The organism is Halovivax sp., assembly GCA_007119345.1.
Classification (GTDB): Archaea; Halobacteriota; Halobacteria; order Halobacteriales; family Natrialbaceae; genus Halovivax.
Window position 1 is genome coordinate 17770 of sequence record SKPV01000147.1, and the last position, 23421, is coordinate 41190.

20 protein-coding genes and 1 pseudogene are annotated in these 23421 nt (G+C 67.7%); 10 read left to right on the top strand and 11 right to left on the bottom strand.

Annotated elements, in window-relative coordinates:
• Positions 1–59 precede the first annotated feature (59 nt).
• Positions 60–200, bottom strand: a pseudogene (locus QZT59_RS19210) (AAA family ATPase); the annotation flags it as partial.
• Positions 182–1477, bottom strand: coding sequence for a saccharopine dehydrogenase NADP-binding domain-containing protein (locus QZT59_RS10120; protein WP_290815307.1), 1296 nt, complete (start codon positions 1475–1477; stop codon positions 182–184). The pseudogene QZT59_RS19210 and the gene QZT59_RS10120, both read right to left, overlap by 19 nt.
• 164 nt (positions 1478–1641) lie before the next feature.
• On the opposite strand from QZT59_RS10120, the gene QZT59_RS10125 reads away from it, so the two are divergent.
• Together QZT59_RS10125 and QZT59_RS10130 are read left to right on the top strand one after the other, a co-directional pair.
• On the top strand, positions 1642–3060 hold the full coding sequence (locus tag QZT59_RS10125; RefSeq protein ID WP_290815310.1) for a carotenoid oxygenase family protein: 1419 nt from the start codon (positions 1642–1644) through the stop codon (positions 3058–3060).
• A 287-nt stretch (positions 3061–3347) separates the two neighbouring features.
• Positions 3348–3596: a hypothetical protein gene (locus QZT59_RS10130; protein ID WP_290815312.1), complete on the top strand. Its 249-nt coding sequence runs from the start codon at positions 3348–3350 to the stop codon at positions 3594–3596.
• A 292-nt stretch (positions 3597–3888) separates the two neighbouring features.
• On the opposite strand, the gene QZT59_RS10135 is transcribed toward QZT59_RS10130, so the two are convergent.
• Complete coding sequence (locus tag QZT59_RS10135; protein WP_290815315.1) at positions 3889–4281, bottom strand: hypothetical protein; 393 nt, start codon at positions 4279–4281, stop codon at positions 3889–3891.
• Entirely contained in the window at positions 4278–4937 is a 660-nt protein-coding gene (locus QZT59_RS10140; RefSeq protein ID WP_290815318.1) for a SatD family protein, read from the bottom strand. The genes QZT59_RS10135 and QZT59_RS10140 overlap by 4 nt, the downstream gene beginning before the upstream one ends.
• A gap of 463 nt (positions 4938–5400) precedes the next feature.
• Here QZT59_RS10140 and QZT59_RS10145 point away from each other — a divergent pair, with 463 nt between their 5' ends.
• Genes QZT59_RS10145 through QZT59_RS10155 form a run of 3 tightly spaced genes read left to right on the top strand, consistent with a single transcriptional unit; the run spans position 5401 to position 8554 of the window.
• Complete coding sequence (locus QZT59_RS10145) at positions 5401–6603, top strand: ABC transporter ATP-binding protein (RefSeq protein WP_290815321.1); 1203 nt, start codon at positions 5401–5403, stop codon at positions 6601–6603.
• Positions 6604–6610: 7 nt separating this feature from the next.
• Complete coding sequence (locus tag QZT59_RS10150; protein WP_290815324.1) at positions 6611–7570, top strand: carbohydrate ABC transporter permease; 960 nt, start codon at positions 6611–6613, stop codon at positions 7568–7570.
• 6 nt (positions 7571–7576) lie between these two features.
• On the top strand, positions 7577–8554 hold the full coding sequence (locus QZT59_RS10155) for a carbohydrate ABC transporter permease (RefSeq protein WP_290815327.1): 978 nt from the start codon (positions 7577–7579) through the stop codon (positions 8552–8554).
• A 115-nt stretch (positions 8555–8669) separates the two neighbouring features.
• Here QZT59_RS10155 and QZT59_RS10160 read toward each other — a convergent pair whose 3' ends face one another.
• The 4 genes from QZT59_RS10160 to QZT59_RS10175 all read right to left on the bottom strand — a co-directional run bounded on the left by QZT59_RS10160 (position 8670) and on the right by QZT59_RS10175 (position 12564).
• Complete coding sequence (locus tag QZT59_RS10160; RefSeq protein ID WP_290815330.1) at positions 8670–8969, bottom strand: hypothetical protein; 300 nt, start codon at positions 8967–8969, stop codon at positions 8670–8672.
• 1 nt (position 8970) lies between these two features.
• A complete protein-coding gene (locus tag QZT59_RS10165; RefSeq protein ID WP_290815333.1) occupies positions 8971–10350 on the bottom strand; it encodes an ABC transporter substrate-binding protein in 1380 nt (459 codons plus the stop codon).
• A 244-nt stretch (positions 10351–10594) separates the two neighbouring features.
• Positions 10595–10945 (bottom strand): zinc ribbon domain-containing protein, encoded by a 351-nt coding sequence (locus QZT59_RS10170; protein WP_290815335.1) that lies wholly within the window; start codon positions 10943–10945, stop codon positions 10595–10597.
• 107 nt (positions 10946–11052) lie between these two features.
• A complete protein-coding gene (locus QZT59_RS10175) occupies positions 11053–12564 on the bottom strand; it encodes a DUF790 family protein (RefSeq protein ID WP_290815338.1) in 1512 nt (503 codons plus the stop codon).
• Positions 12565–12691: 127 nt separating this feature from the next.
• On the opposite strand from QZT59_RS10175, the gene QZT59_RS10180 reads away from it, so the two are divergent.
• From QZT59_RS10180 to QZT59_RS10190, 3 genes are all read left to right on the top strand, one after another.
• Positions 12692–14032 (top strand): YncE family protein, encoded by a 1341-nt coding sequence (locus QZT59_RS10180; RefSeq protein WP_290815341.1) that lies wholly within the window; start codon positions 12692–12694, stop codon positions 14030–14032.
• A gap of 241 nt (positions 14033–14273) precedes the next feature.
• Complete coding sequence (locus QZT59_RS10185) at positions 14274–14627, top strand: hypothetical protein (protein WP_290815344.1); 354 nt, start codon at positions 14274–14276, stop codon at positions 14625–14627.
• Between the two features lie 147 nt (positions 14628–14774).
• On the top strand, positions 14775–15683 hold the full coding sequence (locus QZT59_RS10190; protein WP_290815347.1) for an NAD(P)-dependent oxidoreductase: 909 nt from the start codon (positions 14775–14777) through the stop codon (positions 15681–15683).
• Positions 15684–15745: 62 nt separating this feature from the next.
• Here QZT59_RS10190 and QZT59_RS10195 read toward each other — a convergent pair whose 3' ends face one another.
• The 3 genes from QZT59_RS10195 to QZT59_RS10205 form a co-directional block, all read right to left on the bottom strand.
• Complete coding sequence (locus QZT59_RS10195; protein ID WP_290815349.1) at positions 15746–17212, bottom strand: hypothetical protein; 1467 nt, start codon at positions 17210–17212, stop codon at positions 15746–15748.
• Positions 17213–17383: 171 nt separating this feature from the next.
• Complete coding sequence (locus QZT59_RS10200; protein ID WP_290815351.1) at positions 17384–18349, bottom strand: hypothetical protein; 966 nt, start codon at positions 18347–18349, stop codon at positions 17384–17386.
• Between the two features lie 89 nt (positions 18350–18438).
• Positions 18439–19851 (bottom strand): DEAD/DEAH box helicase family protein, encoded by a 1413-nt coding sequence (locus QZT59_RS10205; protein WP_290815354.1) that lies wholly within the window; start codon positions 19849–19851, stop codon positions 18439–18441.
• Between the two features lie 101 nt (positions 19852–19952).
• On the opposite strand from QZT59_RS10205, the gene grpE reads away from it, so the two are divergent.
• Together grpE and dnaK are read left to right on the top strand one after the other, a co-directional pair.
• On the top strand, positions 19953–21389 hold the full coding sequence (gene grpE, locus QZT59_RS10210) for a nucleotide exchange factor GrpE (RefSeq protein ID WP_290815357.1): 1437 nt from the start codon (positions 19953–19955) through the stop codon (positions 21387–21389).
• A 269-nt stretch (positions 21390–21658) separates the two neighbouring features.
• The coding region (gene dnaK / locus QZT59_RS10215; RefSeq protein WP_290815360.1) for a molecular chaperone DnaK at positions 21659–23421 on the top strand (1763 nt) is incomplete at its 3' end.

The window sequence follows — 23421 nt, forward strand, 5'->3', positions numbered from 1 at the left end:
TCGGCCGTTTGGCAGCTCGCGATCCGTACTCGTCTCGCTGGGTGCCGCTTGCGCTGTGTATCGACACGACCGGGAGAACTATCCTCGTCGTTCGAGATGCAGATGATCGCGAACTGCGGGAGGCTGTGGAGGTCCTAGGCGAGGCTCGGCTCTTCGAGGTGGTCGGCCTCGTCGAGGCTGCTCACCGTTCGCGGGCCGTCTGCAATCGTGACGTCCGATCGGGATCCCACTCGCCCACTTCCACGACCAGTCCCGCTCGACGAAGCCCGTCGGCGGGCGGATCGCCGAGAGCTGCCGCCGGGGTGAGGATGCCGCCTTCGAGCGGCGAGTCGATCTCCTCGTTCACGAGACACATCGCGGCCTCGCCGAGCATCTTCGCGGTCGCGCCGTAACCCGGATCACAGTCGGCGCTGATTCGACTCGCGACGACGAACGGCCCGTCGGTAACGGTTCCGCGACCGAGCACGCGAATCGTAAAGTACCCGTTCTCGATCTCCGCGCTCGTCGGTCCCTCGCCCGGATCGGGAAACGCGAAGCGACGGAGGGCTTCCCGCATCGGGCCAACGGCCAGTACCCCAGTCGCCAACCAGAGGCCGGCCGAGACGGCGCTTGCACCCACCATACCGATGGGACCCGATCCGACGGGGACGACCTCCCGACACTCGAACTCGCGACCCCACGGATAGTCGAGCAGGGCGTTACTCCGTCGAATCACCCGCTCGTTCACGACCGCCATCGGCGACGGCGCCGTCCACTCGCCCCGTAGCGGGTCTTTCCTCGGGAGGGACTGTGCGCCCGGATCGACGCCGTCGCGCTCGCCCGCCGGCGCCAGCGAATACGGGTTTCGAAGCGTCTGCCGGGCGACCGGATCGGTGGACGCGGCCCGGAACACTTCGACGACGCTCGACATCGTTCCGCCGCTTACCCCGCCGCGACCGTCCTCGAGGTAGATCCGAACCAGCTCACAGGGCGTCCCGAACTCCTCGATGGCGAACGACTGCACGAGCAACGTGGCGAGGTCGGCCGGGATCGAATCGAAACCGCAACTGTGGACGATACGAGCACCCGCATCGACCGCATCGTCGTGGTACCGGTCGATCATCTCCCGTATCCAGTTTACTTCCCCGGTGAGATCGCAGTAGTCCGTTCCGGCCGAGATACACGCCTCGACGAGCGGGGTCCCGTACCTGGTGTACGGACCGACGGTCGTACAGACGACGCGGGTATCCTCGGCGATAGCGCGCAGGCTCTCCGGATCCGTTGCATCGCCGATGACGATCGGGAGCTCCGCCCATCCGGAGCACCGTGCCACGAGCGCCGCTTCCAGTCCGCGAAGCCGCGTCTCGTCGCGACCGCCGAGGGCGAGCGAGAGGTCCTCGGACGTGTACTGTTCGGTGAGGTACTCGGCGACGAGACGGCCGGCGACGCCGGTTGCACCCCAGACGACGAGATCGTACGTCCGGTCAGTGTCCGACACGAGTAGCCGTCGCTTCGTGGCCCATCGCCCTCAACCGTTCGGTGGTCTCCACACTGGTCCACCCAAACCTGGAGCGGCCGGTCGGCTCCCAGTTCCGTGAATCCGTCTTCCCCGGTCGGTGCTGCTACCCGCGGATTGATCGTCCGTCCTCCCGATGTGACGGTATGTCGAACGCGACCGATCGCGCCTACGAACTCGGGTTTCGAACGGTCGACACCGAGTACGTCGACCGACAGTTGCCGGTCGAGGGTACCGTCCCGTCTTGGCTCTCCGGGGCATTGATCCGGAACGGACCGGGACGGTTCGAGTTCGGCGGCGAGCGTGCGACCCACTGGTTCGACGGCCTGGCGATGCTCCGCCGCTACGGGTTCGCGGACGGCACCGTTTCGTATACGAACCGGTTCTTGCGGACCGACGCGTACGCGGCCGCCGACTCCGGTCACGGCGCCACGGAGTTCGCAACCGGCGGCGATTCGTTCCGCCGGATCCTGCGGTGGCTCCGGTCGCTCGGGCCGCCCGAACCGACGGACAACGCGAACGTCCACGTCGTCAAACTCGGCGAGCACTTCGTTGCGCTCACCGAGGCACCGCGGCGGATCGCGTTCGACCCGGTAACGCTCGAGACACGCGGCGAGTTTCGCTGGCGCGACGACGTTCCGGAGCATCTGGCGACGGCCCACCTCCAGGTCGATCTCGATCGCGAGGAAACGATCGGCTACAGTACGACGTTCGGACGCGCTCCGAAGTATCACTTCTACCGGATCCCGTCCGGGCGTGCCGGCCGAACCCACGTCGCTAGCGTCCCGGCCGCCGGCCCCGGATACGTCCACGACTGTTCGATCACCGACTCACGTATCGTCATCGTGGAGACGCCGCTCCGGATCTCGATGGCAAAGGCACTGGCCCCGTGGAACGACGGATTCCTCGATCTCCTCGAGTACGACGACGGGGCCGCGAGCAGGTTTATCGTCGTCGATCGGGACGCCGAACGGCTCGTCGGGACGCTGGAAACGCCGCCGTTCTTCACGTTTCACCACGTCAACGCCTACGAGGACGACGACGAGCTGGTGCTCGACATCGTCGCGTTCGACGACGACGAGATCGTCCGGGCGCTCACCTTCGACGCCCTCTCGGAGGGCGCCTTCGGCGCGGCACCCGACGGTCAGTTCGTCAGATTCCGACTCCATCCCGACGAGGGACGCGTCCGACGCTTCGAGCGGTACGACGGCGGAATGGAACTCCCGACGGTTCCGAAACCGGTTCGGGGCCGACGGTATCGGTACGCGTACGCACAGGCGACCGACAGGACGGGCGCGAACGGACTGGTCAAACTCGACGTCGAACGGGGAACGGCGACGGAATGGTGGGAACGGGGCGTCTACGTCGAAGAGCCGCGGATGGTTCGGCGCCCGGGCGGGACCGCGGCGGACGACGGCGTCGTGATCGCGACGGCGCTGGACACCCGACGGGAGCGATCGTTGCTGCTCCTGTTCGACGCGGAAACGATGGTCGAGAGAGCGCGTGCACCCCTGCCACACGCCGTTCCGTTCGGCTTCCACGGCCGGTACTTTCCGGAGGTGTAAATCAGGCCCGGTCGAACGAGGACACTCTCTTTCTCGATCGATTCGAATCGACGACGACGGGTTTTTGCCTCCCTTCTAACCCGCGCTCCGTCCAAGATGCACGCGCTAAGTCGGCCACGTCGTCTCCGACAATGCTCAGGCAGTTCATTCAGCGTGTCCTGAACTCACAGCGCGAGTCTTGCACGGGTTTTCGACTCGATTTCTGCGGTGAGAGATCGCTCGATACTGTCGCACGATATCCTGCATCCACCAACAGAGACAAGGGCCAGCGGCCGCGACGGATTCACATGGGCGACGCTGACGATCTACCGGGTTCTGACTCTGATATGCTCGTGGATCGTGGTGAAACGTACAACCACGCCGAACACGGCCAAGTTGAAGTCACGGGGATCTGGAAAGCCGTTGAGCAAGTTGATAGAGCCCGCCACACCAATGAGAAGGACGTGATCACCGTCCGGTATTCGGCTGAAATCAACGGAGAGGCGGTCGACGAACTCACAGACACGTTGGACGAATTTCTTCAGTCGATTCAATAATCGGGATATATTCTCTGACAGTTCTTCTCCGCAGGGTACCTCCGCTCGGTTTGCAGCTGCGCTGACCGGCTGATTCAGAGGCCTGAACTCGAACCAACGGTGTCACTGTGCGGCATCTCTGCTCTATATTCAGCAGGTGGCTTTTCGCGTCGTTCGGTTCGATCGATAGCTGCTTCGGTAACTGCCTGCGCTATCCTGGCCGCGAGTTTCACGTCTCGTGCTGAATTCCGAAATCGTGCTTCCCACTACTGAGAGGGACGATCGATACCTCTCGACCCGGGCGAGGGGTCCGTCAGAACACCGGCGTCGCCACGCCCGCCCCGAGGATCGCGCGCAAGACCATCCCGACCACCACGGAGTAGGTGACGTTGACGAGCGTCCCGGCGAGGTAAAAGAGGCTGTTGTTCTTCATGTCGTCGCTGCGGACGATGCTCTTGGCCGCGAAGACGATGGCGAGGGCGGCGTAGGCGCCCGCGAGGACGAACGTCAGCAGCAGGACGTTCTCGGTCTTGCCGACGATGGCGCCGATGTCGCGGTCGGTATCCTCGACGGAGGCGGCGTAGCCGTCGTCGGCCCACGAGAGCGCCGTCTTCACGACCCAGCCGCTGGTGGCGAGCAGGACGACGTAGCCGAGGACGACGACGAAAGCGGCGAATAGCGAGGACGGAACGACGACCGGGATCATCCGTCGTCCACCTCGTCGTACGCCGCGAGCGTTCGACGCAGCCGCGCCTCGACGGTCTCGACGAGCGGCCAGGACGCCCCCTGCAGGACGTTCGAGACCGCCTGCTGGCTGACGGCGAGCTCTTCGGCGACGGCGCGCTGGGTGCCCGCGCGCTCGTAGCGGCCCACCACGTCGCGCTGGCGGTCGGTCCAGGACTCGCGCAGGTGGACGAGGAGGTTGATCTCGTCGGCGACAGCGGTGTCGAGCGGGTCGGCGCCGGTGTCCAGGCCGACGCGCAGGTCGTCCGCCTCGATCGACTCGAGCAGTTCGGTCGCGCGGTGGAACGCCTCGCCGTCCATGTGGGCGACGTCGCCGTTCCCGCCAACCTCGATTTCGCCGCTCGCGACGGCGAGGCGGATCCCGTGCGGGTAGAGGGCGTCGTGGAGCACCAGGACGACGTCGTAGAACGTCTCGAGCGAGGTCAGCACCGCGGCCATCTCGTCGATCCCTTTCAGCACCGACGGTCCGGCGGCGACGTCGTCCGCGTACTCGTCGGCGATTCGTCGGCGGGCGTCGGCGAACGTCTCTCGGAACGCCTCCCTGTCGTCGATCTCCCTGGAGCCGACTACGTCCCCGAGGACGACGTAGCGGGCTCCGTCGACGGCGTCGGCGGTCATTCGTGCGTCTGGGCCACGAAGCCACAACTGAAAAACGTTGTTATCCGTTCTACAATCGTGAGCGGCTGTTCGTGAGCGGCTGTTCGTGAGTGGCTATTCACGAGTGGCTGTTCGTGAGCGGCTGTTCGTGAGTGGCTATTCACGAGTGGCTGTTCGTGAGCGGCTATTCACGAGTGGCTGTTCGTGAGCGGCTATTCACGAGTGGCTGTTCGTGAGCGGCTATTCACGAGTGGCTGTTCGTGAGTGGCTGTACGCGTCGTCGCCGCTCACCGATAACAACCTGCTAGAGTTGTTTCTCAGCATACAACCCATATCTATTGTGGATCCGCGCATCGAGCGGTCGAGGGACGGGCCGCTCGCGGACCTCATTCGTTTTAGATTCTGTGAAAGATCAGCAGATTATATCGGATATTGTGTCTATTTGCGAGGATTCATGGCCTTGAAAGGCGATAATTGGGAATAAATGACTCACATATCGCTGCAAAAGGTCAGCAAGTACTTCGACGGCGGAAACACGGTGGCGAACTACCAGATCGATCTGGAGGCCGAGGACGGCGAGTTCGTCGTGCTGCTCGGCCCGTCCGGGTGTGGCAAGACGACCGCCCTCCGGATGATCGCGGGCCTCGAGCAGCCCTCCGAGGGCGCCATCTACTTCGACGACGAGCGGGTCGACGGCACGTCGCCGAGCGCCCGGAACGTCGCGATGGTCTTCCAGAACTACGCGCTGTATCCCCACATGTCCGTCGCCCAGAACATCGGCTATCCACTGAAAGTCCGCGGGATACCGCCCGACGATCGGGATCGAAAGGTCGAGGAGGTCACCGAACTCCTCCACATCGAGGATCAGGTCGACAAGAAACCGGCGGCGCTTTCCGGCGGTCAGCGTCAGCGCGTGGCGCTCGCGCGGGCGATCGTCAGGGAACCGTCGGTGTTCCTCCTCGACGAGCCGCTGTCGAACCTCGACGCCAAGCTCCGTCAGGAGATGCGCATCGAGCTGAAGCGCCTCCAGAACGAGCTCGACATCACGACGGTCTACGTCACCCACAACCAAGAGGAGGCGATGGGGATGGCCGACAAAGTGGCGGTCATGAACCAGGGGACGATCCAGCAGGTCGCACCGCCCCAGGAGCTGTACGAACGGCCGCGGACGGCCTGGGTCGCCCGGTTCATCGGGATGCCGCCGATGAACCTGTTCCAGGGGACCCGCCGGAACGGGTCGATCGACCTCGGCGAGGCGGGGACCGTCGACCTGACGACGATCACCGAGCGCGAGCGCGACGGTGCCGACGTCCGCCGGCGCGAGGTCGTCACGGCGAACGGCCAGCCGGAACCGGGCGGCGACGATCGGGAGGCGGAAGCGCCGTCCGCCGAAGCGGACACCGGCGGAGGCGGCCCCGACGCCGGACGCGGAACCGTCGCCCTCGGCGTTCGGCCCGAGGACCTCGGCGTGAGGACCGAGGAACCCGCCGACGGAAACGCGATCGTCGGGACGGTGGACACGGTGGAACCGCTGGGCGAGTACGTCCTCGTCAACGTCTCCGTGAACGACCAGGTCGTGAACGCGAAGGTGCCGGACACCGACCTCCGGCGGGACGACCGCGTCTTCCTGACGTTCGCGAACGACGACGCGTACCTCTACGACGAGAAGGGGGAACTCGTCGCCTGAGTCAGCGATGAGCCTGCGAGATCACATCGACGGCCTCGAAGCGGACCGCGATCTGGGACTCCCGACGGACTTCGACCGCGAGAAGGCGGTGGCGATCGCGATCTTCCTAGTGCCCGGGCTGACCCTGTTCGGAATCTTCTCGGTCGCCCCGATCGTCTACTCGGCGATCGGGAGCTTCTTCTCGTGGGAGACCTTCACGATGGAGAGTTTCGTCGGCTTGGACAACTGGGTTCGATCGCTCAGGGACCCACTCATCGTTCACTGGCCCAACATGCGGGAGTTGCGGTACCCGATGGGCGCGCTCACGCACAATCTCCTCTGGGTGGTCATCCACGTCCCCGCGAGCACGCTGTTGGGCCTCGCGCTCGCGCTCTTGTTCGCCGACCTGAAGGGGCGTCGCTTCCTCCGCTCGATGGTGTTCGCGGGATTCACCGTCCCGCCGATCGTGATCGGGCTCGTCCTCATGTTCGTCTACGACCCCCAGGCGGGGATCTTCAACGAGTTGCTCCGGGTGCTCGGGCAGGACCAGTGGGTTCGCAACTGGACGCAGTCGCCGCAGGTGGCGATCTACGCCCTCATCGTGGGCGGCATCTGGGTCCACACCGGGTTCAGCATGCTGCTGTACAGTTCGGCGCTGTCGGCCATCGATCCGTCACTGATCGAGTCGGCGAAGGTCGACGGCGCGAACGCGTGGCGACGGTTCTGGGACATCATCTGGCCCCTGGTCAAACCGGTGACCGCCGTCGTCGTCATCATGGGGATCATCTGGGTGATGCGGATGTTCGACATCGTCTACGCCGCCGGGGGCGCCGCCGGCGGGCCGAACCACGCGTACTCGGTGCTGGGCATCGAGGTGTATCGAGCGGCCTTCCGGCCCGAGATCGACTACGGGATGGCGATGGTGGTGGCGCTCGTCCAGCTGTTCATCGTCGCGCCCCTCGCGCTGTACATCGCTCGAATGGACTGATCACAGATGGTACCAGACGACTCCCCCGAACCCGATTCCGATCGCGACGAGCACACCGACGCGCAGGCCGACGGCGGACGGTACGTATCCGTCGAGACGGTGCCCGAGACGGCGCCGGTGGCCGATCTCACCTGGGGCGACCGGATCGCCGAGGCGATCCCCTCGCGACGACGGGGCCTCAAGTACGTCGTCGCGATCACGATCGCCGTCCTCTGGATCGTCCCCTTCATCGGGCTGTTCATGGCGTCGATCCGGCCCCTCTCGGAGATCATCGGCGGCTGGTGGCACCTCGAGGGAATGACGATCACGCTCGAGAACTACCGCGCGGCGTGGGACTACTCCACCGCGCCGATGAGTCGGGCGCTGCTCAACACGTTCATCGTCACGATTCCCGCGGTGCTGGTCGTGATGCTCCTCGGCGTGATGGCGGCGTACCCGTTCGCCCGATTCGAGTTCCCGCTGAAGACGTCGCTGTTCTTCCTGATCCTGCTGATCATGGCCGCGCCGCCGGAGCTCATCGCGATGGGCAATTACAACGCCCTCCGCGAGATGGGACTGTTCGACACCTACATGGGGCTGATCCTGATCCACATCGGCTGGGGGCTCGGCTGGGTCGTGCTGTTCCTGCGAAACTACTTGCTCGGCATCCCGAAGGAGCTGGAGGAGGCCGCGCGCGTCGACGGGGCCTCGCGGTACCAGATCTTCCGGTCGATCATCCTCCCGCTGTCGACGCCGGCGCTCGTCTCGGTGGCGGTCATCCAGTTCACCTGGGTCTGGAACGCCTTCTTCTTCCCGCTGGTCTTCATGCGCTCGCCGGAACTCTACCTCGCGCCGCAGGTCCTCCCGCTGATGCGCGGCCGCGTGCAGGTCGAGTGGGGGATGATCGCCGCCGGTTCGATCATGACGATGGCCGTGCCGGTGATCCTGTTCCTGCTGCTCGAACGGTACTACAAGCGCGGGATGGTCGCCGCCGTCGCGGATTGAACGGGGGTTCCGTTCGACCGTCTCGTCACCATCCTCGCCTCGCGACGGATCGACCCGCGGCCCCGGCGATTCGAGGAACCCGGGCGAAGCGTCACCCTCGTCGGCTCGTCGCCGGTCACAGCGGGACGACGCCCGCCAGCGTCGCCCCCACGGTCAGGCCGATCACGATGACGTTGAGGATGAAGAAGAGCCGCGAGGACATCCAGGCGAAGGCCAGCATGACCGCGAGGGGCAGCGCGGCGATGACCGCGGGCCAGAGCCCCCGAACCGCGAGCGTGGCGAAAAAGCCCACGGCGAACACGTACACGAAGTCGACGGCGACGGCGTTGACGCTGCTCCGACGAACCTCCTGACCGACGACGATCAGGGGCTGAAGGATGCCCCCGTCGCTACCGTTCTCGCCAACGCCAGCCACGCTACTCCTCGTCGTCCTCCGCTTCCGCGTCCTCGTCGTCTACGCCGTCGTCAGCGTCGTCCGCGTCCTCGTCGTCTACGCCGTCGTCAGCGTCGTCCTCGTCGTCCACGTCCTCCGGGATCTCCTCTTCTTCCTCGACGGTTTCCTGCAACACGTCGTCGAGCGCCTCGACGATCGGCTCGACGTCTTGATCCGGTTCCGCCCAGAGCCCGAGTAACTGGGACCAGAACTCCGCCTGGAACGGATCTCCCAGGGCGTCGTCCAGGTCCGGAACGAGTTCGACCTCGTCCGCCTGCTCGGTGAGATCGCGCATGATGTCGAGATCGTAGGCGTCGTCCGGAACGTCGAGGGCCGTCGGAACGAAGCCCCCGCGTTCGGTCCAGACTTGCTGTGCATCGGGCGAAACGATGGCCTCGACGGCGGCTCTCGCCGCGTCGACGTCCTCGCCGTAGGTGGGGATGGTGAACCAGTTGATGCTCGTCACCATCGCCTCCGTCCCCGGGAGCATGAAGTAATCCAGGTCCTCCGGATCCTCGATCGCGCCGAACGTCGGCGTCCAGGAGCCCATGAAGTACAGCGGGGTCTCGTTCTCCCAGAAGAACTCGTACTGGACCCCGAAGTCGCGAACTTCGCTGAAGTAGCCGTCCTGGAGGAGCTCCTGTACCTCTTCGAAGGCCGTGACGACGCGGTCGTCGGTGAACTCCGCGTTTCCATCGATGAGGTCCACCTGAAGTTGCGCGCCGTCATCTTGTCGAAGGATGAACGCCTCTACCACGTCGCTCAGGGGCCAGCCGGCACCGTTGCCGGACGCCAGCGGGGCCTCGACCCCCTCGATCTCGTCGATTTCAGCGAGCAGGTCGAGGAACTCGTCGTAATCGTCCGGTTCTTCGAGGTCGTGCTCGTCGAAGAACGACCGACGGTACCAGAACCCGGGTTTGAGGTCGCCGCCGAAGGGCGCGGCGTACACTTCGCCGTCGACCTCGACCGTCGCGTGATCGGCCGTGTAATTGTCTTCGTCCCACAGATCCCCTACCGGCTCCAGGTGGCCTGCTTCCGCGTCCCGTCGAACCCGTCCTTCCGTCGGGAACACGACGACGTCCGCGGTCGCGGACCCCGCCTCGAAGTCCATCAGGGTCTGGGTCAGGAGCGTTTCGGTGTCGCGGAACGCGTATTCGATCTCGAGGTCCGTTTCCTCCTCGACGTAGTCGACCACGGCGAGGAAGTCCTCCTCCTCGTCGTCGCTCCAGAGGGCCGTCACCGTGACCTCTCCGTCCACGTCGTCGTGCTCGTCGGCGCCGAGACAGCCGGCGAGTGCCACGACGCCCGCCCCCGTCGCGCCCAGTACTGTACGCCGATCGATGAGTTGTCTCTCGTCCCTCATACACCGGATGTGCCACAGTCGACGGTATATTATTATCCCATGGATTCTGAAGTAGAAATTCAATAATGATTTACACTCATCGGATATTTCGGATTACACCTTCCGAATTGGTATAGGGGGAGATGAATATCTGAAAATCGAAACTATCGGCCGGGACAACCGATCGGGAGGGCGGCTCGTCACCCGGGTACTGGACCGGGCACAACTCGTTCGGAAGGGTCGCCAGCCGTGCGGTCGGGATCCGTTACTCGGCGGTCTCGTCACGGTCCCCGCCGGCCTGCCGGTCGCCGGCGCCGTCGAGCTCGTCGCTTCCCTTTCGATCGTCGACGTCGTCGGGATCCGCCTCAACCGGCTCGTCGGTCGTCGGCCGATCGCCGGGCTCGTTTGCCGCCGGCCGGTCGCCGGGTTCGTCGTCGTTCGGCGCCGGATCCATCTCGACGACGGCCTCGGCGCCGCACTCCGGACACTCGTCGTGGTCGGCGTAAAACCGTTCGCCGCACGACCGGCAGGCGTGGCTCGTCCCCTCGGCCGCCGTCTCCTCGGCCGTCCGCTTGAACTCCTCGACTTTCCGGCCGAGATTCTCGAAGAATCCCATTTCGTGTCGATAGAACGTCCCTCCACAAAACGGTTCGCCGGGACGACGGCTCGATCGAACCGCCGGTCGGTCCGTCGGGCGAGCGGCGGGCGATGGGACGGGATCGATCACCGGTCCCGGCCGCGTCGAACGGTCCCGCCGCTCAGCCCCTCCCACTCGACGCGGTAGCCGAGTCGCGACAGCGCCGCGCTCGCGTCCCCGACGCCGTGGTCGTCGAGCACCGCTTCGGCCTCGGCCAGCGACTGGCCGGGTTCGAGGCGCTCGTCGATCGACGACAGCACCTCGGGGCGGACCAGCGTCCGTCCGACCCGCTCGTGTTCCGGGAAGGTCACGCGATCGATGGCCGCCTCGCTCACCCCGCGTCGGTCGGCCAGCTCGGCGACGCCGACGGCGGCGTCGTCGGGAACCAGCTCGTCGGGGAGGTCGGCGGCGCTCGCGTCGACCAGCTCGCCCTCGAACTCCCGGAGGACGTCGGCGACGTCCTTCACGCGCACTCGACCCGCGTACGGGACGACGCGGTGATCGAGGGCGGCGAGGTCGGCGTCGATCCCCAGGGACTCGTCGACGGCGACGAGCAGCTCCACGTCCTCGACGTGGGCCAGCTGGTCGAGCTTCTTCGCGACGTACTCGGGGGTCCAGAATCCCACGATTTCGAAGTGGACGCGGAACTCCGCGTGCCGGTAATCGAACGCGAAGTCGGGGATCATCACCCGCGTTCCGGTGGCGAGCGGCTCGGGCTCGCGCACCAGCTCCCACGGCAGGTCGAGCCCCTGGAACCGCCCGGCGAAGTCCGCTTCGACTTCGCTGTCGTAGCTGACGTCCGCGACCGGGTCGGCGTCCGGAACGGCCACGGGGTCGGCGTCGCTGAGCTCGAGCGAACGCTCGGTCCCGCGGTCGTCGATCGTCGCCTCGAGGCGCCACTCGTCGGTGCCCGCCACCGTTCGCAGGAGCCGCGCGAAGCGGGTGCCGTAGCGTCGGCTCGATCGATCGACCGCGGTCGGCCCGGTCACGACGAGCTCGCGGCCGTCGCCGGTCCGCCGGAGCTCGTACATGAGCCGGAGGCGCTTGACCGCAGCGACGAGCGCCCGCGGGTCGGCGGATCGGACCCGGACCTCGGTCGCGTCGAACAGCGCGGTCTGGGCGAGCGAGAGGTTGTACTGGACCAGGAGCGCGTCCGGATCCCATCGCGACCCGAACTCGACGAGGACCTGGCGTTCCTCGCGGTCGGCGTACAGCGACTCGGCGACGCCGTCGGCGGAGGCGCCGAGGGCCTCCCCGGCGCGGATCAGGGCCATCGCTCGATCGTCTTCGGAGACGACGCCGACGGCCTCGGCCGCCTCGAACGCCGCCCGGCGGGCGCGCTCCGGCTCGACCGGGGCTCGGGTCTCGAAGGCGGCGTCGCGCTCGCAGAGGGACGCGAAGCCGCGAACGAGCTTGAAGTCTGCGGCCTCGCTCTCGAGGGTCGCGAGCGCCTCGTCGAGGTCCCCGCGCGCCTCGCCGACGTGGTCCTGAAACGTTCCGATCACGCGAGCCGCGAGGGGGCGGTGCTCGCGGTCCGCGAACCGCGGCCGGTAGCCGCCCCCGGCCCGGGAGACGCCCAGCAGGTCCTTCGTCAGCATTCGCCGGGAGTTGGGGCTCGACCACAGTGAACGCACCGGAGCCGGTGACCGACGACGAGTCGGGGGTGATCGGTTCGCGAGCCGCGACGACCCGGTCGTTTTTGCCGCTTCGCGACGGAGCGTGCTCATGACCGATCACGTCGGAGTCGACGACCGGCGGAACGCCGACGACGGATCGACCGCCGACGGATCGCGTTTCCGCCCTCGCCAGGACCGACGCGACCCGTTCGCCGACGGCGTCGACCGGCGGCGCCTGCTCCGCTCGTCGGCCGCCGCCGGCGGCGCGGCCGCCCTCGCTGGCTGCCTGGGGAACGGCGACGAATCCGAGACCGCGCCGACCGTCTACGTCTTCAACACGGGCGATCGAACCGTCACGATCGTCGACGCCGAGGCGAACGAGGCCGTCGAGACGGCCCACGTCGACACGACCGCGTCGTTCCCCGCCAACCAGTACGGGACGGGCGCCGACTCGGGCTACGACGTCTGCTGGCTCAACGTCTCCGGCGGCGTCGTGGCGCTCGACCAGCGCGACCTGGAAGAGATCGCCCGCGTCGAGACCGGTTTCGGGCCGAACTATCCGAACCTCTCGCCCGACGAGGACCACCTCCTCGTCGCCGCGGGGGGAACGACCGGGATGGATCCGGAACCCGACCCGGACGATCCCGAGGACCATCCGATCGTCCGCGTCGACGCCGACCCGGAGAGCGACGAGTTCGGCGAGATCACGGGCGCGATCGAGACCGGCTACGCCGGCCCCTGCGACGTCACGATGGACGCCGACGGCGAGCACGCGTACGTCCCGGAGATCGCCCACGAGACCCTCCGCGTCGTCCGGACAGATCCGCTCGAGACCGTCGCCGAGGTCGACGTCGGCGAACCGGCGGGCGACGGCGACGTGCTGCCGTTCATGGCGACGGCCGCATGGGACGGCGACCTGCTCGCCGTCGAGAACGGCGAGGGCGAACTCGGTCCCGACGGTGATCGGGAGGGCTCCGAGAGCGTCTGGGACGTCTCCGATCCCGAGGAACCGGAGGAGATTACCCGAATCACGCGCGACGACGGCCTTCCGGCGATGCCGATCACGAGCGAGATCGACCCGGACGGCGAGGTCGCGTACCTGTTCACGCCGGACGCCGACTCGGTGACGGTGATCGACCTCGACGAGTTGGCGGTCGCGGGCGAGCTCGAGGTGGGGGGATCGGCCATCTCCGCCGCCTGGGGGCCGAACAGGGAGCAACTGTACGTGCCGGTCCAGACGGCGGATCACGTCGCGGTGATCGACCACGCCGAGCGCGAGGTGGTCGAGACGATCGAAACCGGCGACTCTCCGACCGGGGCGGTCGCCGGGATGATTCGACCCGAGCCGTCCGCGAGCCAGCGGATCGCGGCGGCCCTCGCGGGTCTCGGGGTCGAAATCGGCGATAGCGAGCCGACAGCCTGTCCCGAGGGCAACTGCTACTGCGGGTGAGCGCGGACGATTCCCGTCGCGACGCTCGCTCCGATTGGGACGCTCCCGACCCGGTGACTCGACTCAGTCGCCCTCGACTCCGACGGGTTAGCCCAGCCGGATGCCCGTCGGTGCGGGGTCGGGCGCCGCATCGTCGGGCGAACCGGGGCACCTGAGAGCGGACCGTGCCCACGAGCGGCTGTCCGCGACCGACGCACGAGCGCATGCCACTTACCCGTCCGTGTCACGGAGGTTCCCCTCCATGACGAACGCAGCCATCATCGTCCTCGCCGGCACCGACTCGTCAGCCGACCTCGGTCGCGTCGTAAACGCGCTCGAGGCCGCCAGGGAGTTTCGGGACGAAGGCGACGACTTCGAGCTGATCTTCGACGGTGCCGGCACGCAGTGGGTCGGCGAGCTGGACGACGAGGACCACGACTACCACGACCTCTACCAGTCGATTCGCGACGACGTATCGGTCTGTGATTACTGCGTAAGCGCCTACGACGTCGACGACGTGGTCGACGAGGAAGGGCTGGAGCGCCTCGACGAGTTCGAGGGCCACCCGAGCATCAGGTCGCTGGTCGACGACGGATACGAGATCATCACCTTCTGACGCGGCGGTCGCCCGGGCCCGAACGTTCGGCGGCGACGCTGGAGCCCGAACCTTCGGCGGCGACGCCGGACCAGCATGCCGGACCGGCGCGCGGAGTAGCGGTGACGCCGGAGGTGGAATTATCCGGCGGGCCCTCGAGCGTCGAGTATGAACGTGCTCGTTACCGGCGCGCACGGCACCGTCGGCACCGCGATCACCGACCACCTCGGCGACGACGAGCGGTACGATTTCACGCTGCTGGACGTCGAACCGGGGAACGGCTCGGACACCGATCCGGATGCCGCTTCCGGCGAGTCGGTCGTCGCCGACGTCCGCGAGGCCGACGAGATCCGTCCCCACTTCGACGGCCAGGACGCGGTCGTCCACCTGGCGTTGATCCCCGGGCTCGGCGGCATCCACGATCGCGACATCGGCTGGACGGAGTCGGTGGCCGACAACCTGGAGTCGATCCAAAACGTCTTCGAGGCGGCGGTCGAGGCGGACCTCGACTCGATCGTCTTCGCCTCGTCGAACCACGCTGTCGGGATGGAGGAAGTGCACAACGCTCCCGAGATCTATCGGCACGACGCCGGTCGATCGGTCGACGACGCCGAGCCGACGATCGGCGACGACGCTGACCGGTCGATCGACGAGACGGAGTCCCACCGGCCGGACTCTCGGTACGGACTCGTCAAGTGCTACGGCGAGGACCTCGGCCGACTGGTTGCGGAGGCTCACGACGTCCGGTTCTACGCGCTCCGGATCGGCTCCGTTCGCGACCCCGAGTACGATCACCCCTACGGGGACGCCGAACGCGGCGTCGCAGCGGGTCGCTGGGAGCGCGCCAGCGACGCGTACGAGGAGCCGGTCGCTCGCATGAAGGCGACCTGGCAGTCCCGGCGCGATCTGGCGCAGCTGGTCGACCGCTGCCTGCAGGACGAGTCGGTCGAGTGGGATCACTTCTACGGGGTGAGCGGAAACGACCGTCGGTGGCTCGACGATCTCGATCACGCTCGGGAGACGATCGGCTACGAGCCGCTGGATAACGGTGAGGAGTGGGACGCGCCGCCGGAGTGAGGGTCGGAACCGATCTCCCAATCGAGCCCACTGGACGGTTTCGAGCGTCGCGTCGCCGTCGGTCACCGCTCGACGATGGTTCCGTTCGCGCCGACGGCGATTCCCGCCGTCCCGTCGACGGCGACGCTGCGAAGCGACTCGATCCGGTCGACGCCGCGTCGCCTCCACTCCCCGCCGCGCTCGTCGCGCTCGTAGAGCGTCCCCGCCTCGGTGGAAAGCGCGGTCAGTCCGTCCGACCGGTCGATGCTCGTCGGGGTCCCGTCGCAGACGCTCAGGGGCGTCCACCGCGGCCCGTCGTACCGGTGGACGACACCGTCGTCGTCGGCGACCAGACACTCCCCCGGCGCCGCGGACGCGAGATCGACGAGAGTGCCGTCGGCGCCCTCGAGGCCGATCCGTTCGAACGCGTCACCGCCGTCGACCGTCTCGTAGACGCCGTCGTTCGTATCGCAACAGTAGGCCGTCGTCGGCTCGGCGAACGCGACGCCGCAGAGGCTCGACCCGCCGCCCGGCGCGACGGGTTCCGTCCACTCGACCGCGTCTCCGTCCGCATCGCCCCGCAGCACCTGCCCGGAGCCGTCGATCGCGAGGACGACCTCCTCGCCGCGCGAGCCGCCGACGGCGATTCCGAGCAGGTCGTCCGTCAGATCGAGTGGAGCGGAGTAGTCCGCGTGCCGTCCGGTTTCGGCGTCGATCCGCCCGAGTGCGCCGCCGTCCCCGGTCACCCAGACCGCCTCGCCGTCGGCCGTCGCGTCGACGCCGTGCAGGTCGCTCGCGTCGGCGCCGGGGCCGTCCTCGAGCACGGGTCGCCAGCCGTCGGCGTCGCGGGCGAGCACGAGCCCCGATTCCCCGACGGCGAACGCGCCGTGACCGCCGGCGATACCGACGTCGAGAAGCGATCGCTCCGTGGGCGAGTCGACGACGGTCCACTCGCCGGCGTGATCGTCGTCGGTCGCCGCTTCGCCGCTCGCCGCGTCGTCGTGGCTGGCCGCGTCGTCGCGGATCGGGGGCTCGTCGGTCAGCGCTTCGGCCGCGGTCGGCTGCGCTGTCGGCGCGTCATCGGTCGCTCCTTCGTCGGTGGTCGCCGTCCGATCGGCGGGGGCCTCGTCGGTGGTCGCCGTCCGATCGGTGGGGGCCTCGTCGGGGGTCACCGTCCCGTCATCGCCGGTACCGTCGCGACTCGCCGCCTCCCGTTCCCGCTCGCTCGCTCCCGTTTCGGGACCGGACCGGCCGATCGAGCGACCGGCGGATCGCTCGGCGTCGGCGGGATCCTCGGTTGGACGGCGTCCGACGTAGAGCGCGAGTGGCGGCACGAGGTAGCTGGCGAGCGCCAGCACGACGAACCCGCGGTGGACGATAGTGAGGGTTCCGAACGCGGTCAGTCCGGCCGTGGCGACGGCATGAATCCACGATCTGGTATAGCGCCGGAAGAACGGGACGAAGCCGCGACGCTCGCCGAGCTCGGCGCTCGGCGACCGCTCTCGGTCGGTCGCCTCCGAGCGGTTCGGGACGGGTCGCTCGTCGCTCACGATCGATCGGACACCACGCTACCGACGCGTTCGACGCCAAAAAGTGCCGGAGTTGCACACGGAAGGGGGTGGACGGTTCGGACGCTCGGCGAACGGCCACGAATTATCGACCGGCGCCGTCGCATCTCCGGAGGGGGTTCGCTACGACCGGCGGCCCGCGGGTATCGGGTACTATCGCCCCGCCGATTCGACGGCGCCGTCCACCACGACGCCGTCGACGATGATGCTCCCCTCGACGGCGTCCTCGTCGACGTCGATCCGGTCCTCGTCGCCGCCGGCGTCGCCGACGATCACGTCACCTCGAACGGTCGAGTCGTCGTCGATCTCCAGTTCGCCGTCGGGACCGACCCGGTCGATCGCGACGTCGCCGTCGACGGTCGCGTCGTCGAACTCGACCTCGCCGTCGACGCTCCCGAGGGTCACGTCGCCGCCGACCGTCCCGTCCTCGAATTCGACCTCTCCGTCCTCGGAGACGCGTTCGACGTCCAGGCCGCCGGAAACGACCGCGTCGTCGTCGAGGTCGAGCCCACCGTCACCGATCGACTCGATCCCGAGGGAACCGCCGATCACCGCGTCGTCTTCGATCTCGATATCGCCGTCCTCGACGGTCCCAACGACGACGTCGCCGCCGATACCGGCATCGTCTTTCATCTCGATCTCGCCGTCCTGGACGGCTCCGACGACGAGGTCGCCGCCGATACCGGCATCGTCTTCCATCTCGATCTCGCCGTCTTGGACGTCGTCGACGACGAGGTCGCCGCCGACTCTGGCACCGTCCTCGATCGCGAGATCGTCCCGGAGCGTCCCCGCGACGACCGAACCGTCGACGACCGCGCCGCCTTCGAGGTCGAACGACTCGTCGACGGGGTCGTCGAGTCGGACCGACCGCTCGATCCGTTCGTTCGAGAGCGTCGACCGATCGGTCGGATCCAGCGCGAGCGGGTCCGCCTCGTCGGGCGGCGTCGAGTTGGCGACCGCGTCGGCGCCGCCCGCTCCGGGAACGCCCGCGGGCGAGCTGACGTGAAGGTGGGGCGCGAGAACCGTCGCCGTGACGGCGACCGTAACGAACACGAGCGCCGTCAACCCCAGGAGTTCCCGGGCCGATGCGTCCGCTCGCCTCGCAGTCGCGTCGGTCATCGTCCGATCGACGGGACGAGCGGGTTTTGTAAGGGTTCGACTACCGACGACCCACCGACCGGGAGTACGAGGAACGGTCGGTCGCCGGTTCACCGCCGTCGCTCGGCGACCCGCTCCTCCGCCGTCTCCCCGCTGACGACCTCGTAGAGCAACGCGCGGCCGCCGTCCGCTTTGGGCCGCAGGATCCGGCCAAGTCGCTGGGTGAACTCCCGCTCGCTGCCGCTTCCCGAGAGGACGACGGCGACCGACGCGTCGGGGACGTCGACGCCCTCGTCGAGGACGTTCGAACTCGCGACGCGCGTGTACGTGCCCTCGCGGAAACGCTCCAGGATCTCGCGGCGCTCGGCCGTGCCGGTCCGGTGGGTGATCGCGGGAATCAGGAACCGTTCGGAGACGTCGTACGCGAGGTCGTTGAACGCGGTGAAGACGATGACGCGCTCGCCGCGGTGTGCGTCGAGGATCCCCTCGAGGGCGTCGAGCTTGGCCTCGCTACCCATCATGATCTCGCGGGCGCGCTGCTTGGCGAGCAGCGCCTCGCGCGCCCGGGGATCGCTACCGGAGCGCTTGACCAACTCCTGGTAGTCGGAGCCGCTGCGGAGCCTGACGCTCGACGTGGCGAGGTAGTCCGTGAAGATCTTCTGGTGGGCCTCGTACTCCTCGCGCTCTTCGGGGGTCAGGCCCACTTCGAGTCGCTTGAGGTCGTACGGGGCGAGGTGCTCGCCCGCGAGCTCGTCCACGTCGACGCGGTGAACGACCGGGCCGACGAGTTCGGCGACGACCTCGTGGGCCTCGTCCGGCCGCTCGAAGGTCGCGGTGAGGCCCAGCCGAGCCGGCGCGGCGAGCAGGCGGGCGATCTCCCGGAAGCCTTCGCCGCCGAGGTGGTGAACCTCGTCGAAGACGACGAGACCGAATCGATCGCCGATCGCGTCGGCTTTGAGATACGCCGAGTCGTAGGTCGAGACGGTGATCGCCTCGCGGCGCTGCTCGCCGCCGCCGAACCGGCCGACCGGGACGTCGAACTCGCGTTCGAGTTCCTCGGTCCACTGTTCGAGGAGGTCAATCGTCGGGACGACGACCAGCGTCGGGACCTCGAGCCGCTCGATCGCGTGGAGGGCGATGACGGTCTTGCCGCTGCCGGTGGGAAGTTCGAGGACGCCGCCCGGCGCGCGCTCGACGGGCCGTTCGGCGGGGTGCCACGCATCCGCCAGATCGGCCCACCGGTCGGTCGCCAGCCAGTCCTCGAGGGCGGCCCGCTGGTAGGGGCGGAGCTCGTACGTCGTCGACGACCGGGAGGTGGCGTCGAGCGCGAGGACCGCGTCCGCCACGTCGACGCCGGTCGCGGCGAGTCGCACGCGGACGTCTGCGTATCGGTGCGCGGACGTCCGCCAACCGCCGGTGCGCGCGTCGGCGTCGACGCCGAGGCTCTCGGGATCGAACCCGTCGCCGGGCTGGCCCGCGAGGGCGATCGTCCCGTCCTCGTAGCGTAGCGTCACTCCGCTCACGCCCTGGGGAAGGACCGGGCGATACAAATGTTTCGCGACGCCACGACTCCCAACGGGAGCCGACCTCAATCCTTTTATTTCCGGTGTTCCTTGGGGGTGACATGAGCGAAGACGAGGGTACGGACCCCGGGGCCGGGGGCGTCCGATCGGACGAGACGTCCGAGGATGGCGACGCGACGGAGCCGTCCGCCGAGTCCGCGGAGGGCGCGGGCGAGGAACCGCGGGCCGCTGACGGCGCGAGCGAGGCCGGGGACGACGAGCGGCCGGCCGAGAGCGACCCGGCCGAAGAGCGCGAGTCGAACGAGGGGTTCGAGGACGGTGATCGGAGCGAGGCCGAAACCGACGACGAGGAGGAAGCGCCCGACCTCGAGGACGCGGCGACGGAGGGGCCCGAAACCGTCGAGGAGCTCCAGGATCTCCTCGACCGCGTCGCCTCGCACGAGGAGACGCTCGCCCGGGAGGTTCGCACGGTCGTCAGGACCGCGCGCGAGTTGAACGAGACCGTCGAACACCAGCGGGTGGAACTGTCGGACCTGCGCGGCCGGATCGACGAACAGGCCGAGACGATCGAGACCCTCCAGGACGAACTGAGCGCGCGCGACGACCGCATCGAGGAGCTCGAGAACGAACTCGAGAACCGCGAGGAGCGCGTCGAAGAACTCGAAACCGCGCTCAAGCGCAAGCAGGCCGACTTCCAGAACTACAAGAAGCGGACGAAAAAGCGCCAGGAACGGATCAAATCCCGCGCCACGGAGGACCTCGTCGGGCGGGTCGTCGGCGTCCGGGACAACTTGAAACGCGCCCTCGAAGAGGAGAGCGACGACGCCGAGTCCCTCCGGGACGGCATCGAAATGACTCTCCGGGAGTTCGACCGCGTCCTCGCCGACGAGAACGTCGTGGAGATCGATCCGCAACCGGGCAGCGAGGTGGACCCACAGCGCCACGAGGTGATGGTCCAGGTCGACAGCGATCAGCCCGAGGGGACCGTCGCCGAGGTGTTCACGCCGGGCTACGAGATGGACGACAAGGTCATCCAGAACGCGCAGGTGACGGTCAGCAACGGGGAGTCGGTAGACGAGCCGGGACCCGCCGACGGGGAGGACGGTGCGGACGTCGCCGGTGGCGCCGAGTCCACGCCGGCCGAAGATGCCGGGACCGCTGATGCGGACGACGACGCCGAGGGGTCCCCGAACGCACGCTCGGAAGGCGACGCGAACGGCGAGGAAGGCGCGTCCGACAGCGACGAGGCGACCTCCGGTGGAGGGACCGGGACCGCCGCGGCCGACGTAAACGCGGGCGGCGGGAACGACGGCGCAGAGGCGACGGATGACGAAGACGACACCGGCCGGGACCGCGGCGGCTCGGACGACGACGCGGAAGCGATCGAGCTGGGCGGCGAGGTCGACGAGTCCGCGGGAGGAGACGACGCAACCGCGGATGAAGAGGATTCGGCCGCGGATGTTGGCGACGGGGAGGCGATCGAGCTGGGCGGAGAGATCGCCCGCGACGGCGCGAGTGCGGACGACGCCGACCAGTAACCGGCCGCTCGCTCGACCCCGGCGGGCGCCGATCGGCCACCCGCTTAGCGCTCTCTTCCGATCGGCCACCCGCTTAGCGCTCTCTTCCGATCGGCCACCCACTCGGTACTCTATTCTGATCGACCACCCGCTTAGCGCTCTATTCCGCACTTGGGCCGGGCTGTGCGTCCCGCCGAGAGCTGTGAACCAGAGCAAACTCTCTCATAATACCAAGTGATGGTGTCGGAACGTACTAAGATTTAAAACAAAGTGCGCACAAGAGGGATCTGATGGCGAGCAATAAGATCCTCGGAATCGACCTCGGCACGACGAACAGCGCGTTCGCGGTGATGGAGGGCGGCGATCCCGAGATCATCGTCAACGCGGAGGGTGACCGAACGACGCCGTCGGTCGTCGCGTTCACGGACGACGACGAGCGCCTGGTGGGCAAGCCGGCGAAGAACCAGGCGATCCAGAATCCGGAGCGGACGATCGCCTCGATCAAGCGCCACATGGGCGAGGACGAGTACGCCGTCGACGTCGACGGCGAGGAGTACTCGCCGGAGGAGATCTCGGCGATGACGCTCCAGAAGATCAAGCGCGACGCCGAGGACTATCTCGGCGACGAGGTCGAGAAGGCGGTCATCACCGTACCCGCCTACTTCTCGGACCGACAGCGTCAGGCGACCAAGGACGCCGGCGAGATCGCCGGCTTCGAGGTCGAGCGGATCATCAACGAGCCGACGGCCGCGGCGATGGCCTACGGCTTGGACGACGAGTCCGACCAGAGCGTCCTCGTCTACGACCTGGGCGGGGGTACGTTCGACGTCTCCATCCTCGACCTCGGCGGGGGCGTCTACGAGGTCGTGGCGACCAACGGGGACAACGACCTGGGCGGCGACGACTGGGATCGGGCGATCATCGACTGGCTGGCCGACAACTTCGAGGACGAACACGAAATCGACCTCCGCGAGGACCGCCAGGCCCTCCAGCGGCTCAAAGACGCCGCCGAGGAGGCCAAGATCGAGCTCTCCTCGCGCAAGGAGACCGAGATCAACCTGCCGTTCATCACGGCCACGGACGACGGGCCGATCCACCTCGAGGCGTCGCTGACCCGCGCGAAGTTCGAGTCGCTCACGACCGACCTCATCGAGCGAACCGTCGAGCCGACGGAGCAGGCCCTCGAGGACGCCGGCTACGAGAAAGACGACATCGACGAGGTTCTGATGGTCGGCGGCTCGACCCGCATGCCCCAGGTCGGAGAGAAGGTCGAGGAGCTGACGGGCAAGGAACCCCAGAAGAACGTCAACCCCGACGAGGCGGTCGCGCTTGGCGCGGCGATCCAGGGCGGCGTCCTGGGCGGCGAGGTCGACGACATCGTCCTGCTCGACGTCACGCCCCTCTCGCTGGGAATCGAGGTCAAGGGCGGCCTCTTCGAGCGACTCATCGAAAAGAACACGACGATTCCCACCGAGGAGTCGAAGATCTTCACCACCGCCGCGGACAATCAGACGTCCGTGCAGGTGCGCGTCTTCCAGGGTGAGCGAGAGATCGCGGAGAAAAACGAGATGCTCGGCGAGTTCCACCTGACCGGCATCCCGCCGGCGCCCGCCGGGACGCCCCAGATCGAGGTCACCTTCTCGATCGACGAGAACGGGATCGTGAACGTCTCGGCCGAAGACAAGGGTACGGGGACCTCCGAGGAGATCACGATCGAAGGCGGTGCGGGCCTCTCCGACCAGGAGATCGATCGCCTCCAGAAGGAAGCCGAAGAGCACGCCGAGGAGGACAAGCGCCGGCGCGAGCGCATCGAGGCCCGCAACACGGCCGAGGCCACGATCCAGCGCGCCGAGACGCTCCTCGAGGAGAACGACGACGTCGACGCCGACCTCCGCGAGTCGATCGAGGACGCCGTCGACGAGCTGGAGACCACGATCGACGACTCGGACGCCGACGCCGAGGACATCGAAGCGGCGACCCAGGACCTGAGTAAGGAACTCCAGGAGATCGGCAAGCAGATCTACCAGGAGGCCGCCGCGGGCGCCGGCGGCGC

Coding starts and splice junctions, on each gene's coding strand:
- QZT59_RS10125 (WP_290815310.1), top strand. CDS start 1,642: ATGTCGAACGCGACCGATCGCGCCTACGAACTCGGGTTTCGAACGGTC.
- QZT59_RS10130 (WP_290815312.1), top strand. CDS start 3,348: ATGGGCGACGCTGACGATCTACCGGGTTCTGACTCTGATATGCTCGTG.
- QZT59_RS10135 (WP_290815315.1), bottom strand. CDS start 4,281: ATGATCCCGGTCGTCGTTCCGTCCTCGCTATTCGCCGCTTTCGTCGTC.
- QZT59_RS10140 (WP_290815318.1), bottom strand. CDS start 4,937: ATGACCGCCGACGCCGTCGACGGAGCCCGCTACGTCGTCCTCGGGGAC.
- QZT59_RS10145 (WP_290815321.1), top strand. CDS start 5,401: ATGACTCACATATCGCTGCAAAAGGTCAGCAAGTACTTCGACGGCGGA.
- QZT59_RS10150 (WP_290815324.1), top strand. CDS start 6,611: ATGAGCCTGCGAGATCACATCGACGGCCTCGAAGCGGACCGCGATCTG.
- QZT59_RS10155 (WP_290815327.1), top strand. CDS start 7,577: ATGGTACCAGACGACTCCCCCGAACCCGATTCCGATCGCGACGAGCAC.
- QZT59_RS10165 (WP_290815333.1), bottom strand. CDS start 10,350: ATGAGGGACGAGAGACAACTCATCGATCGGCGTACAGTACTGGGCGCG.
- QZT59_RS10170 (WP_290815335.1), bottom strand. CDS start 10,945: ATGGGATTCTTCGAGAATCTCGGCCGGAAAGTCGAGGAGTTCAAGCGG.
- QZT59_RS10175 (WP_290815338.1), bottom strand. CDS start 12,564: ATGCTGACGAAGGACCTGCTGGGCGTCTCCCGGGCCGGGGGCGGCTAC.
- QZT59_RS10180 (WP_290815341.1), top strand. CDS start 12,692: ATGACCGATCACGTCGGAGTCGACGACCGGCGGAACGCCGACGACGGA.
- QZT59_RS10185 (WP_290815344.1), top strand. CDS start 14,274: ATGACGAACGCAGCCATCATCGTCCTCGCCGGCACCGACTCGTCAGCC.
- QZT59_RS10190 (WP_290815347.1), top strand. CDS start 14,775: ATGAACGTGCTCGTTACCGGCGCGCACGGCACCGTCGGCACCGCGATC.
- QZT59_RS10200 (WP_290815351.1), bottom strand. CDS start 18,349: ATGACCGACGCGACTGCGAGGCGAGCGGACGCATCGGCCCGGGAACTC.
- grpE (WP_290815357.1), top strand. CDS start 19,953: ATGAGCGAAGACGAGGGTACGGACCCCGGGGCCGGGGGCGTCCGATCG.